11 protein-coding genes and 1 tRNA gene are annotated in these 13,204 nt (G+C 66.5%); 10 read left to right on the forward strand and 2 right to left on the reverse strand.

What is annotated here, in order from left to right; genetic code table 11:
* Positions 1–110 precede the first annotated feature (110 nt).
* Entirely contained in the window at positions 111–2,063 is a 1,953-nt protein-coding gene (locus tag JWP90_RS05415; protein ID WP_297360746.1) for a hypothetical protein, read from the reverse strand.
* Between the two features lie 478 nt (positions 2,064–2,541).
* Between JWP90_RS05415 and eno the strand changes: the two genes are divergently transcribed.
* The 10 genes from eno to JWP90_RS05465 all read left to right on the forward strand — a co-directional run bounded on the left by eno (position 2,542) and on the right by JWP90_RS05465 (position 11,505).
* Entirely contained in the window at positions 2,542–3,822 is a 1,281-nt protein-coding gene (gene eno, locus JWP90_RS05420) for a phosphopyruvate hydratase (RefSeq protein ID WP_297360749.1), read from the forward strand.
* Between the two features lie 226 nt (positions 3,823–4,048).
* Positions 4,049–4,456 (forward strand): septum formation initiator family protein, encoded by a 408-nt coding sequence (locus tag JWP90_RS05425; RefSeq protein ID WP_297360752.1) that lies wholly within the window; start codon positions 4,049–4,051, stop codon positions 4,454–4,456.
* Between the two features lie 17 nt (positions 4,457–4,473).
* Complete coding sequence (locus tag JWP90_RS05430; RefSeq protein WP_297360755.1) at positions 4,474–5,004, forward strand: DUF501 domain-containing protein; 531 nt, start codon at positions 4,474–4,476, stop codon at positions 5,002–5,004.
* 41 nt (positions 5,005–5,045) lie between these two features.
* Entirely contained in the window at positions 5,046–6,281 is a 1,236-nt protein-coding gene (locus tag JWP90_RS05435) for a S8 family serine peptidase (protein ID WP_297360757.1), read from the forward strand.
* Positions 6,282–6,315: 34 nt separating this feature from the next.
* Positions 6,316–7,743, forward strand: a complete 1,428-nt coding sequence (locus JWP90_RS05440) for an NAD(P)/FAD-dependent oxidoreductase (RefSeq protein ID WP_297360760.1) — start codon at positions 6,316–6,318, stop codon at positions 7,741–7,743.
* A 136-nt stretch (positions 7,744–7,879) separates the two neighbouring features.
* Positions 7,880–7,955, forward strand: a tRNA-Leu gene (locus tag JWP90_RS05445).
* A 486-nt stretch (positions 7,956–8,441) separates the two neighbouring features.
* Positions 8,442–8,807: a metalloregulator ArsR/SmtB family transcription factor gene (locus JWP90_RS05450; RefSeq protein ID WP_297360762.1), complete on the forward strand. Its 366-nt coding sequence runs from the start codon at positions 8,442–8,444 to the stop codon at positions 8,805–8,807.
* 149 nt (positions 8,808–8,956) lie between these two features.
* Complete coding sequence (locus JWP90_RS05455; protein WP_297360814.1) at positions 8,957–9,871, forward strand: cation diffusion facilitator family transporter; 915 nt, start codon at positions 8,957–8,959, stop codon at positions 9,869–9,871.
* A gap of 34 nt (positions 9,872–9,905) precedes the next feature.
* Complete coding sequence (locus JWP90_RS05460; RefSeq protein ID WP_297360765.1) at positions 9,906–10,589, forward strand: cation transporter; 684 nt, start codon at positions 9,906–9,908, stop codon at positions 10,587–10,589.
* 94 nt (positions 10,590–10,683) lie between these two features.
* Positions 10,684–11,505, forward strand: a complete 822-nt coding sequence (locus JWP90_RS05465; RefSeq protein ID WP_297360768.1) for a class I SAM-dependent methyltransferase — start codon at positions 10,684–10,686, stop codon at positions 11,503–11,505.
* A gap of 9 nt (positions 11,506–11,514) precedes the next feature.
* Here JWP90_RS05465 and JWP90_RS05470 read toward each other — a convergent pair whose 3' ends face one another.
* Positions 11,515–13,182 carry a bifunctional 3'-5' exonuclease/DNA polymerase gene (locus JWP90_RS05470; protein ID WP_297360771.1) on the reverse strand — a complete coding sequence of 556 codons (1,668 nt, stop codon included), beginning with the start codon at positions 13,180–13,182 and terminating at the stop codon, positions 11,515–11,517.
* Between the last annotated feature and the right edge of the window lie 22 nt (positions 13,183–13,204).

The following is a 13,204-nucleotide window of genomic DNA, read 5'->3' on the forward strand; positions in this document are numbered from 1 at the left end:
TTGGCAGGAGATCACACGATTCACAGGACCGTTTACCGGTTTTTCTCCTGCGAAACGTGCGATCTCCTGCAATGCGGGCGCGGCGGCATCCGCGGCCCTGCCGGTCCCGTTCAGACGGAGTCGGCGACCTCCCGGCGGGTGGTGAGGATCATCCGGCGGATGAGCAGTGCAGCACCGGCCAGCACCAGGATGAGGAGGGTGCCCCACAACCACGGTGACGCGGTCAGCTGCGCGGCGCTGAACGCGGCTGCACCGCTGTGAAGCTGTGCGGTTCCATCATTGATCTTCGAGTTGCCGTCAGCGAGCGACGCCGCGCCGGTGGCGAGAGTCGACGTTCCCTCGCTGAGCTCTCCCGCACCGTCGGCCAGCTTGCCCGTACCCTCGGCGAGTGAGGTGGATCCCGCCGAGAGCGCGGCGAGCCCGGTGTTCAGGCTCGACGATCCTTGTGCCAGGGCCTGCGTTCCTGTCGAGAGGCTCGACGCGCCGACCGCCAGCTTGTCGTTGCCAACGGCGAGGCTTGCGGCGCCCGCCTGCAAGGTCGCCAAGCCCACATTGAGGGAAGAGGACCCGACGGACAGCGTTTTCACACCGGTCGACAGGTCGGCTGCGCCGGCGGCCAGCGTGGCGCTGCCCAGGAAGAGCTTCTGCGACCCGGGCAGGAGCTGGGTGTGGACTCCCGCTTCGAGCTGAGCCGCTCCAGCGGAGAGCGCCGGCAGGTTGGCCGCGTAGAGCAATCCTCCCGTCGGAAGTACCCCCGGGATGGGCGCGGTTGCGCCGAGTCCCGCCGCGACCTGGCCTGCCCCCGCGCTGAGTGCTGGCAGGTTCGCTGCGTAGAGCAATCCGCCTGATTCGAGGCCAGGCATCGGGGCAGTCGCTCCGAGGCCTGCCGCCACCTGTGCGGCGCCGACTGCGAGAGTCGGAAGGTTACCCGCGTACAGCAGGCCACCCTTCGGAAGTATGCCTTCGATGGGTGCTGTCGTCCCAAGGCCGGCGGCGATGCTCGTCGCACCGGTGTGGACGCGGGGGAACGCGCCGAGGCCTGTTGCGGCAGGTTTCAGCTCGTCGAGTCCGCCTGACACCGTGGTCGCTCCGATGACCACGTCGTCAGCTCCCTTGGCGATCGATTCGAGCTGGGTGATCAGAGTGGGGTCGGCGCCCTGCTTCCTGAGATCCGTGATGACAGCGTGCAGCGAGCTGGCGACGGTGGTGGCGCCCGTCTTGACCGAGCCCGCCCCCGTCGTGAGCGCTGGAAGGTTCCCGTTGATGGCGGCGGCCGCTGGAGCGATCTGCCCGGTCCCGGCCGCGAGGGCGTTTGCGCCGTCACTGAGGGTCTGAACCCCGGTCTGTGTATTCGCGGCACCCTGCGCAATCAGGGTGGCGCCGGGGGAGAGCTGGGTCTTCACTGCGGCGGTGACCTTATCGACTCCACCGGAGACCTGGGCGGCTCCGGGGTGCAGCTTCCCTTCGATCGCGTCCTTGATCTTGTCGACTCCGTCTGACAACTGGGTCGAGCCAGGGGCAACGGTCCCGTAGAGACCGGCGTAGAGCGCCGAGGCACCGACGGAGACGTCGGCCGATCCGCCCGCGATCTTCCCTGCCCCCGCGGAAGCGCTGGCGGCGCCTGTGGAGAGAGCCGCGCTGCCGTTTGCCGCGTTGGTCGCACCCGCCGCCAGTTTCTGGGCGCCTGTTGCCGCGCTCGACGCGCCGTTGGAAAGCGCCAGGGCGCCGTCCGCAGCGCTCTGGGCGCCCGTCGCGATCTTGCTCGACCCGGCGGTGGCGCTCACCGCACCGGCTTCAAGGGTCGCCGCTCCTTCGGCAGCGCTCGAGGCACCATCCGCCAGCTTGGCGGCACCGTCATCGATCGCTGTCGCACCGTCGGAGAGCTCTCCTGACCCGGCAGCGGCGAGGCTCGCGCCTGAGTCGAGTAGCTGGGCTCCATCGGTGATCTTCTGCGTGAAAAAGAAGAAGAAGGCGACAGCGGCGATCAGCAGAACGCTGAGGGCGATGGTCGAAACCTTCCAGGCGAGAAGGGGTGCCGGGCCGGGTGGGGGAGTACTGCTCACGAGGATCTCCTGGGATATGCCGAAAGGAAGCCGCGCAGGCGGCACGCCACTTCAGACCAGGCATCCGCCACCGTGAGGTGCGAAGCGGAACGCGAGTGGTCTTCGTTGACGTGCGTCTGTTCGGGATGCCGGCGAACCGGCGGGGTGCAGGGACAACGCAACCGGGAGTGTGGATCTTCGCCGCAGCCCGTTCGGTCCTGTCCTCCTCGACCTGTCCGTGGGTGCGCTCCTGGCAGCACGGTGAACGTAGCAGCGTTGACCGTCATGCACGACGGGTACCCGCATTCGTTGCGGATGCCCACAACGCGCGCTGCTCATCCGTCGACGGGTTTTGTGTGCGAGTGTCAAACGTCCGGCCATTCGAGGGGTATCCGCCGGACCCACCCTCGTAACCTGCCGGAACCAGTTGGCTAGACTGAGCGCGGGTCAACGTCGCTCCACACATTCCACCGGCACCACCTCGAACAGGAGAAAAACTGTGGCACTTATTGATGCTGTAGGCGCTCGCGAAATTCTGGATTCCCGCGGGAACCCGACCGTTGAGGTCGAGGTTCTTCTCGACAACGGCGTGGTGGAGCGCGCCGCCGTTCCATCAGGAGCGTCGACCGGGGCCTTCGAGGCCTACGAACTGCGGGATGGCGACGCCGACCGTTATCAGGGCAAAGGCGTGCTCAAGGCTGTTGACGCGGTACTCGACGAAATCGGCGACGCGGTCGAAGGTCTCGAGGCCGACGACCAGCGCCTGATCGATAAGACCCTCATCGACCTCGACGGAACAGACAACAAGGAGCGCCTCGGCGCCAACGCCATCCTCGGCGTAAGCCTCGCCGTTGCAAAGGCCGCAGCGCAGGCAGCCGACCTTCCGCTCTACCGCTACCTCGGCGGCCCGAACGCGCACGTCCTCCCCGTCCCCCTCCTGAACATCATCAACGGCGGGTCGCACGCGGACAACGACGTCGACATCCAGGAATTCATGATCGTTCCTCTCGGCGCCGACAGCTTCTCCGAGGGTCTGCGCTGGGGCGTCGAGACCTACCACGCGCTCAAGGCGCTTCTGAAGTCGAAGGGCCTCGCAACCGGCCTCGGTGACGAAGGCGGCTTCGCCCCGAACCTGCCGAGCAACCGCGCGGCACTCGACCTCATCGTCGAAGCGATCACCAACGCCGGCTACACGCCTGGCAAGGACATCGCGCTCGCCCTCGACGTCGCAGCGACCGAGTTCTTCAAGGACGGCGCGTACCACTTCGAAGGCAAGCAGCTCTCCGCCCAGGACCTGAGCGCCTACTACGCCGAGCTGGTCGAGGCGTACCCGCTCGTCTCCATCGAAGACCCGCTGGAGGAGGAGGACTGGGAAGGCTACCAGCACCTCACCGCCGAACTCGGCGACAAGGTGCAGATCGTCGGAGACGACCTCTTCGTCACCAACCCTGAGCGTCTCGGAAGGGGCATCGGCCTGGGCGTTGCGAACTCGATCCTCGTCAAGGTGAACCAGATCGGTACGCTCACCGAAACACTCGACGCTGTCGCCCTGGCGCAGCGTTCGAGCTACACGGCGATCCTCTCGCACCGCTCGGGTGAGACCGAGGACACCACCATCGCCGACCTCGCCGTCGCCACGAACGCGGGACAGATCAAGACCGGTGCGCCTGCCAGGTCCGAGCGGGTCGCGAAGTACAATCAGCTGTTGAGGATCGAAGAAGAGCTGGGCGAATCCGCGGTGTACGCGGGTCGCAGCGCCTTCCCGAGGTTCTCGGCGTAACCGTCCAACAACTCCCGGTATGCGTCGAATGTCGGCGCATGCCGGGAGTTGTGCTTGGCAGCAGTGGAGAGGGAAGGGGCGGCGCGTGGCCAGACGACCAGGAAGAAACCGCTCGACATCGCCGCTATCCACTACGGCAAGATGGGCCGACAGCACCGGAGCCGTGCCGGAAGCGGAGGCAGGGAGCTGGATCCGAGGCATCCGTTTTTCCGGCTTCGGACTTCTGATGATGGCGCTGCTTGTGCTTGGCATCGTCGTCATCGCGCCCAACCTCAAGGCGTACATCGAGCAGCGTCAGCAGATCGCCGAGTTGCAGGCATCCGTCGCGGTCAGCAAAGACGAGATCGAGCGACTCACTGCCGAACGCGAGCGATGGAACGACAGCACCTACGTCATGACTCAGGCACGCGACCGGCTGTTCTACGTCAACCCGGGTGAGATCAGCTTCATCGTTCTGAACGACGTCGATGCGGCACTGCTGGGCAAGGATGAAGCCCCGATCAGTGCGGAACTCACGGCGACGAGGGTGAACTGGGCCGAGTCCATGCTTGCCTCGCTCGTCACCGCAGGACTGGCGGAGGTCTCGACCGCCCCGTCGATCCCTCCGGTACCAACGCCGGAGCCGACTCGCTGAGCAGGGATAATGGATGCATGACGACACCGCCATTCGAGACCGTGACGGCCGACGATATCCGGGCCGTCTCCGCCCAATTGGGCCGGCCAGCCCGCAACGTCGTAGGCATCGCGGCGCGCTGTGTCTGCGGGGCGCCGACGGTGGTCTCCACGGCTCCGCGGCTCGATGACGGGACGCCATTCCCCACGTTCTACTACCTCACTCACCCTGCCGCGACGGCAGCTGTGTCGACGCTCGAAGCAACTCAGGTGATGAACGAGTACAACGACGACCTTGCCGCAGACGAGGAACTCCGTGCCGCCTATGCGGCTGCCCACCAGGCCTATCTCGCCGACCGTGAGAGCATCGAGCTCGTTCCTGAGCTGGTGAACATCTCGGCAGGGGGGATGCCGGTCCGGGTGAAGTGCCTGCACGCGTTGGTCGGCCACGCCCTCGCCGCGGGTCCTGGCGTCAATCCGATCGGGGATCGAGCGTTGGAGCGGGCCGCCTGGTCACCAACCGTGTGCCAGTGCGTCGAGGGTGAAGAGGCCGCTTCGGCGGGGGAATGAGCCGCAAGCTGAAGCATCGGGGGGCCCTCGCGGGAGCACTGGTGACACTCTTCGTTCTCGGAACGGTGACGGCCGGTGTGCCCGCGGCGCACGCCGACCAGGTCCGCGACGCCCAGTACTGGCTCGCGAACCACGGCATCGCTGATGCGTGGCAGCACAGCACGGGAGCGGGCACGACGATAGCGATCATCGACACCGGAATCGCAGACGGGCCAGCCGAGTTCGCGGGCGCGGTCGTCGCCGGCCATGACGCCTCAGGTGTCGGCAGTGCCAACGGTAGAACCCCGGTGGGAGGGGCAGGCGAGAATCCCCACGGGAGCTGGGTCGCCTCGCTTGCCGCCGGCCGAGGAAACGGCGACGGCAACGGAGTCATCGGCGCGGCTCCGGGTGCCAGTCTCATCTCGATCTCCGTCGGCTTCGGCTCGAGTGGATCCACGATTCCCTTCGCCGACCAGATTGCCGACGCCATCCACTTTGCCGTCGACAACGGCGCCGATGTCATCAACATGTCGCTGACGACCAACACCAAGGACTGGCCGGAAAGCTGGGACGAAGCGTTCACCTACGCGTTCGAGAACGACGTCATCGTTGTCGCGGCGGCAGGGAACCGCGGCAGCGGCACCGAGGAGGTGGGCGCCCCCGCGACCATCCCTGGCGTTCTCGTGGTTGCCGGAGTCGACTCGTCAGGGAAGGCAAGCTACGACGCCTCCAGCAAGGGCATCACCCTTTCGGTGGCCGCCCCGAGTGAGGAACTCGTCGGCGCCTCACCCGACGGCAGTTACGTCCAGTGGGCGGGCACCAGCGGGGCGTCCCCGATCGTTGCAGGCGTCGCCGCTCTCGTCAGGGCCCGCTATCCGAACATGGACGCTGCCAACGTCATCAACCGGATCATCCGCACCGCCAGCCCCGTGCCGGGTGAAACCCTCCCGAATGCCATCTACGGTCACGGCTATCTCAACGCCCTCGCCGCCGTCACAGCCCAGGTGCCAGCGGTCGAGGAAAACCCGATGGGTGACCTTGCGGCGTGGATCACGCAGCACCGCAAAGCGAAGGCAACGCCCGAAAGCATCCCGCAGGATGCAGGAAGCATCCCGGAAGTTCCGCCCCTTGACCCGGTGGCCGGCGGATCGAATCCCTTTCTTCCGACACGCGACACCCTGTTGTATGTCAGCCTGCCGCTCGCCCTATTCTTGGGAACTGGTACCCTATTAGTGCTCGGTGCCATCGGTGCCACCCGGCACCTCAAGCGGACGGCTCGCAGACAGTGGCCTGTTTGAGTCCGTGCGACCCCCCAGTAGGAGAATTCTCACCGTGCCAAAAATTTTGATCGTCGGCGGCGGCTATGCCGGTTTCTACACCGCATGGAAGCTGGAGAAATGGTTGCGCCATGGCGAAGCGGAAGTCACCGTTGTTGACCCGCTTCCGTACATGACCTACCAGCCTTTCCTTCCCGAGGTCGCGGCCGGGTCGATCGAACCGCGTCACGCGGTCGTCGCCCAGCGCAGACACCTGAAGAAGACGAACGTCCTCACCGCCAAGGTGACCAACATCAACCATGCCGAGAAGAAGGCGACGATCGTTCCGGCGGTTGGTGAGTCCTGGGAGTTCGACTACGACGTCGTCGTCGTCACCGCCGGTGCCGTGTCCCGCACGTTCCCCATCCCCGGTGTCGCTGACCAGGCGATCGGCCTGAAGACCATCGAGGAGGCTGTCGCGATCCGCGACCGTGTCCTGTCGAACTTTGACAAGGCATCCAGCCTCCCGGCCGGACCAGAGCGCGCACGCCTGCTCAACTTCGTCGTCGTCGGCGGCGGTTTCGCCGGCATCGAGGTATTCGCTGAACTCCGTTCCTTCGCGAGTGCGCTGCTGAAGAGCTACCCGCAGATCGCGTTCGAGGAGATCGAGTTCCACCTCATCGAGGCCATGGGGCGCATCATGCCCGAGGTCAGCGAGAAGACCAGCCACTGGGTGCTCAAGAACCTCGCCGAGCGCGGCGCTCTCGTGCACCTCGACACCCAGCTGACCTCAGCCGTCGACGGCAGGATCGAGCTGTCGACCGGCGAGACGTTCGAGTCCGACCTCATCGTCTGGACCGCAGGCGTCATGGCCAACCCGCAGATCGTGCGCAACACCGACCTTCCGATCGAGGAGCGTGGCCGTCTCGTCGTTCGCCCCGACCTCCGCGTCGGCACCGATGACGAGATCGTCCCCGACGCCTGGGGCGCCGGCGATGTGACGGCAATCCGCGACCTCTCAGGCGGTGGCGTCGGCGGGTTCTGCGTGCCGAACGCCCAGCACGCCGTTCGGCAGGGCAAGCTCATGGCGAAGAACATCGTCGCTGTCCTCCGCGACGAGGAACCGAAGGAGTACATCCACAAGAACATGGGTGCCGTCGCCGGCCTCGGTCTCGGCGTTGGTGTCTTCCAGTCAGGCAAGATCGCGATCAAGGGCCTTCCGGCATGGTTCGCCCACCGCGGTTACCACGGCCTGGCAATGCCCAGCTGGGAGCGCAAGATCCGCGTCATCATGGGGTGGATCGTCAACTTCTTCCTCGGCCGCGACATCGTCAGCCTCGCTGCTGTGCAGACCCCGCGTGCAGCTTTCGAAGAGTTCGCCTCCCGACCCAAGCCGCCCGCGGCTGCTGAAGCCGTCAAGCCGGTCGAAGCGATCAAGAAGCCCGCTGTCAAGAAGCCCGCTCAGCCGGTCGTTGAGAAACAGTCGGTCGCTGCGTCGAAGTAGCCCGTTGATGTGATGAGCCCGGTCCGGTAACGGATCGGGCTCATCGTCATTAAGCGGAAGTCACTCCGGCTCGTCCGGCGTGAGTCGGCGGGGTTCGCGAGGGCGGCCGTCCGCGCACAATAAGCTTGACGGGCACGCCCCCGTAGTCCAATGGCAGAGACAGGCGACTTAAAATCGCTCCAGTGTGGGTTCGAGTCCCACCGGGGGTACCAGTCAGGGCGGCCGTACAGGCAGTAAACGCGCGGACGCGAGGCATTCTAGGGCCCGCTGATGCCCTGTGCCCCGGTGTTGTACGGGCCGGATGGATCGCGGTGGCACTCAGCGCCGAACGGTCAGCCGGTCGGCGCCGCCGTAATGCCAAGAGACGGGAATCTGGCTCTGTGCGGTCCAGGTTCATTGCTCGTCTGGAGGGAGCGCGACGCACGGCATCCCGGAGAGCCGGCTCGTCGTGCAGGGCGACCCGAACGCGGTGATCTGCCGCCCAGACGGCACCGCCGTCCGGGTCGCGGGATCGGTGCTTTCCTGCGACCCCGTGAATTTTCATCGCGACGCGGATGATGTGGTCAGCAAGATCAGTGATCGGCGAGGGCTTGAATTCGGCAGGAGCGCTACCAGCTCGCGGCCCAGCGCCACAGGCAGAACGCGGAAGTCCTGGCTGCGCAGCGACGGGCGTCACGCAGCAATGTTATTATCTGCGTATGAATGCAGAGACGCGAATCTGTGGCCGTGAGCCGGACAGTCAGTTCGTCGAGCTGGCCGTCGAGGTGTTCGCCATGCTCGCCGACGCGACACGTGTGCGGCTGATCCTCGCCCTCCGGGACGGTGAGCGTTCGGTGGGCCAGTTGGCCGATGTCGTGGACAAGACCCCAGCGTCCGTGTCGCAGCATCTGGCGAAGTTGCGTCTCGCCCGGTTCGTGACGACCCGGCAGGAGGGCACTCGGGTGTTCTACCGGCTCGAGAACGAACACGCGAGCCAGCTCGTCTCCGACGCCATATTCCAGGCCGAACACTCGCTCGGCGGCACCCCACGGCACCACCATGCCGAGAGGGAGGCCGCGTCGTGAGCGTCGGAGCGCACCAGCATGAGCATGCCAACGGGCTGCACCAGAACAGTGATCACGACCACCGTCCCCGCTCGGACCATGACCACGATCATGGATCAGACGGCCACGTACACCCGACGGGGCTCAAGGGGTTCCTCTACGGGCTCTTCATGCCTCACACGCACGACGCTTCCGACTCCATCGACGATGCCCTCGAGGCGAGCACCCACGGGATCCGGGCCCTCAAGATCAGCCTCTTCATCCTGTTGGGAACCACGATCCTGCAGTTCGCCGTCGTGCTCGTCTCCGGCTCTGTGGCCCTCCTCGCCGACACGATCCATAACTTCTCCGATGCGCTCACGGCTGTTCCGCTGTGGATTGCGTTCCTCCTCGGGCGCCGAGTCGCAACCCGGCGTTACACCTACGGCTATGGGCGCGCGGAGGATCTCGCGGGGCTCGTCATCGTCGCCGTCATCGCGCTCTCCGCTGTGACCGCGGCATGGCAGTCCATCGAACGCCTGATCAACCCGCAACCGCTCGCAAACCTGTGGTGGGTCATGGCCGCCGGTGTCATCGGGTTCCTTGGCAATGAGGCTGTCGCGATCTACCGCATCCGGGTCGGACAGCGGATCGGATCCGCAGCTCTCGTCGCGGACGGCGTTCACGCGCGCACCGATGGTTTCACCTCGCTCGCTGTCGTGATCGGAGCCGCTGGGGTCATGCTTGGGTTCCCGCTCGCGGATCCCATCGTCGGCCTCCTCATCTCAGCGGCCATCATTATCCTGTTGTGGGGCACGGTGCGCAGCATCGGCCGCCGTCTGATGGACGGCATCGAGCCGGACCTCGCTGAGCGCGCCCAGCTGGCGCTCGAGAGCACCCCGGGCGTTCTCTCGGTCTCACGAGTGCAACTGCGCTGGGTCGGACACAGGCTTCAGGGAGCGGCAACCATCGTCGTGGCGGACACTACGCTCGCTGAGGCCGAAGACGTCGCGCACCACGCCGAGCAAGCGCTGCTGGCCGCGCTCCCGAAGCTGGATGACATGACGATCAGGACCAGTGCCGGAAAGACCGCGGTGGCGCGGTGAACCAGGCGCCGCCGGTGCGGGCGGGAGCGACGATGTGACCGCGGCGACGGTGAGCCGGAACGCTGTGGCGCCAGCCCGCAGGAAAACGCTGCAGCGTCGCATCCGGCTGGTCGTCGCGATCACGATCGCCTATAACGTCATCGAGGCCGTCGTCGCGCTGGCCGCAGGCACGGTGGCGTCGTCCGCAGCGCTCATCGGGTTCGGCCTCGATTCGATCGTCGAGGTGCTCTCTGCCGCGGCGGTCGCCTGGCAGTTCGCCGCGCCGGACCCGGAGAAACGGGAGAAGGTCGCGCTGCGAGTCATCGCGATCTCGTTCATCGGCCTGGCGGTCTACGTCATCGCCGATGCCGGAATGTCGCTCTTCGGGCTGCGCGAAGCGGAACACAGTCCAGCGGGCATTGTCCTCGCCGCCGTCAGCCTCGTCGTGATGCCGTGCCTGAGCTGGTTCGAACGCCGCACCGGCAGGGAGCTCGGCTCGGCATCCGCCGTCGCCGATTCGAAGCAGACCCTGATCTGCAGCTACCTGTCTGCGGCACTCCTGGCCGGCCTGCTGCTCAACTCGCTTCTGGGCTGGGCGTGGGCTGACTCGGTCGCGGCGCTCGTCATCGCCGCGTTCGCGATCAGGGAAGGCATGGAAGCCTGGAAGGGTGACGCGTGCACCGTGCCGGTGTCCGCGCTCACCGCTGAACGACCCGCCGAAGCGGGAGAGCAGGACTAGCTTCCCGAGGAGCGTCGACCAGTCGCCGAGTCCGGGTCTGTCCCGCAGGGCCGCCGGAGCGTAGACTGCGGCGCACCGACCGGGAGGAGCGGCCATGCACACCGAGAACGCAGTGGCACAGCACTATCGCAACCCCGAACTCGAGTCTTCGATCCTGGGAGCACTCCAGCGAACCGGTCACGATCCCGAGCACCTCGAGCCCGACGATCTCCTTGCCGTCGACCAATTCCACATCGGCGGAGTGCAGGCAGCGCGGGACGTCGCGATCGGCGCAGGGATCGGACCCACACGGGTCGTACTCGACATCGGTTCAGGTCTTGGCGGGCCTGCCCGGCTCTTCGCGCACCATTTCGGCGCAACCGTTGTCGGCGTGGATCTCACACCCGAATTCGTTGAGACCGCGACATCCCTGACGCGACGGGCTGGACTCTCGGACCGGGTGCGCTTCGTCGAGGGAAGCGCCCTCGATCTTCCGTTCACCGCCAACGAATTCGATGTGGCAACACTGCTTCACGTGGGAATGAACATCCAGGACAAGCCGGCGATGTTCCGGAGTGCGGCCCGAGCGCTCAAGCCGGGTGGGATGTTCGCCGTGTACGACGTCATGCGCACAGGAGACGGTGAGCTCGCCTACCCGCTGCCGTGGGCGGCATCCGCTGACATCTCCTTCCCGGCGACGCCCGAGGACTACGCGTACGCTCTGGAATCGGCCGGCTTCACCGTCGAATCCACGAGGAACCTCCGTGAGGAGGGTATCGAGTTCATCGAGCGCGGGCCGGCGGGCGATGGGAGCACGTCGCCGCTCGGCATGCACCTCGTCCTCGGCCCCGACGGCCGCACCCGGATGGGCAATCTCGGGGCTGCCATGACCGCCGGAACGCTCGCCCCTGTGGAGATGTTCGCTCGCCTCGACTGACCGGCGGCGCTACTTGGCCTGGTCGTAGCTCGACACCGTGGCAACGGTCAGGGCGAAATCGACAGGGAAGTCCCCGAAGAGCAGTCGACCGGCGTCATCAGCAGCCTCGGTCACAGCGGTGCCGACCGCTTCAGCGAGGTGGGCGGGTGTGTGCACCATCACCTCATCGTGCAGAAACAGCACGAGGTGTGGCTCACCGCGATCGTCGGCGAGCGCGCGGAGTCGTTGGCGCAGACCCGCCATCCAGCACATCGCCCACTCGGCCGCTGTCCCCTGCGCGACGAAGTTGCGCGTGAAGCGACCCCAGTCTCGAGCCGCCTGCCGGGCGCGACGGTCATCCGATGGAGGGGCATCCGTCGACGGGACGGCATCGGCGCCCTCCCAGCGGTCGCCGGGCAACGGCGAGCTGCGACCAAGCCACGTGCTCACCTGCTCACCGCGTTCCCCGGCGCGGGCTGCCGCTTCGACCAGGCCGATCGCCCGCGGAAAGGCGCGGGTCAGCCGCGGCATGAGCCGTGCACTCTCTCCGCTTGTCGCCCCGTAGAGTGCCCCAAGCATGGCAACCTTCGCATGCGCGCGAGTGTCGACCACGCCGGCGTCGACCAGGCCCTGATACAGGTCGCGCTTACGGCCCGCCGCTGCCATGGCCTCGTCGCGGGCCATGGCAGCGATGATCCTCGGTTCCAGCTGGGCGGCGTCCGCCACGACAAGGGACCACCCTTCATCTGCTCTGACCGCGCCGCGGACCTCAGCCGGCAACTGGAGTGCGCCTCCGCCGCGGGTTGCCCATCGTCCGGTGACGACGCCGCCGACGACGTATTCCGGACGGAACCGTCCGTTCTGCACCCACGCGTCCATCCACGCCCAGCCGTTGGCCGACAGCAGCCTGGCGCCCTTCTTGTAGGTCAGCAGCGGTTCGATGACCGGATGCCGCTTTTCTCGCAGATCCCACTTGCTCGTGCCGGTGACCGGCAGGCCAGCTCTCTTCAAAGCGCGAAGGAGATCCGGTTGCGAATCGGGGTTGAGCGCCGGGGCGTCGAGAGTGGCGCGGATCCGGTCGGCGAGCGCCTCCAGTTTCGCCGGCCGACCACCGAACCGGGGCCGCGGACCAAGCGCTTCCTCGAGCATCGCGGCGTGCAGGTCTCGGCGCCACGGCATGCCGAAGAATCGCATCTCCTCGGCGATGAGAGCCCCGCAGGATTCAGCGGCGAGGAGCAGCTGCAGGCGTGCAGCCTTCGAAGGGTCCGTGCCAGCGACGGCGTCGAGTGTCCGACGTTGCAACAAGAACTCTTCAATCGGATCAGCCCCGTGCTCGGGCGCATGGCTGTCGAAAAGCGTGTTCGAGTGATCACCTGCTGGAACCGCGGGACCGTCCCATGAGTTCGCAGGGGCGTCTCGCAGAGCCGTGCCCCTGGTTGCTTCGGAGAGTTTCAGGATGTGATGTGCCAGTCGAAGGTCCTGGGACCGTTCTATTCGTACTCCGGCGTCGAGGAGCGCCGGGTACCACAGGGTTGTGTCGTTCCACACCCATCGCGGTCGGTCCGGTTCACGGCTGGCGACCGCTGCCGGCAGCCCGGCCCGGTTGAACGCGAGTGGTGCCGAGGCGACCCCGGCGGCGTCCAGTTCCGTGAGCGTTCCGCCGCCGCGCGGTGAGCCTGCCAGGACGATGAACACCATGCCATTCTCCCGCCAGCCACCG

It is taken from the genome of Mycetocola sp. (assembly GCF_025464835.1).
Taxonomy (GTDB): domain Bacteria; phylum Actinomycetota; class Actinomycetes; order Actinomycetales; family Microbacteriaceae; genus Mycetocola_A.

Excerpts from the sequence above, each read along its gene's own strand:
- JWP90_RS05455 (WP_297360814.1), top strand. The coding sequence starts at position 8,957 with ATGCCTCACACGCACGACGCTTCCGACTCCATCGACGATGCCCTCGAG.
- JWP90_RS05425 (WP_297360752.1), top strand. The coding sequence starts at position 4,049 with ATGATGGCGCTGCTTGTGCTTGGCATCGTCGTCATCGCGCCCAACCTC.
- JWP90_RS05430 (WP_297360755.1), top strand. The coding sequence starts at position 4,474 with ATGACGACACCGCCATTCGAGACCGTGACGGCCGACGATATCCGGGCC.
- JWP90_RS05470 (WP_297360771.1), bottom strand. The coding sequence starts at position 13,182 with ATGGTGTTCATCGTCCTGGCAGGCTCACCGCGCGGCGGCGGAACGCTC.
- JWP90_RS05450 (WP_297360762.1), top strand. The coding sequence starts at position 8,442 with ATGAATGCAGAGACGCGAATCTGTGGCCGTGAGCCGGACAGTCAGTTC.
- JWP90_RS05465 (WP_297360768.1), top strand. The coding sequence starts at position 10,684 with ATGCACACCGAGAACGCAGTGGCACAGCACTATCGCAACCCCGAACTC.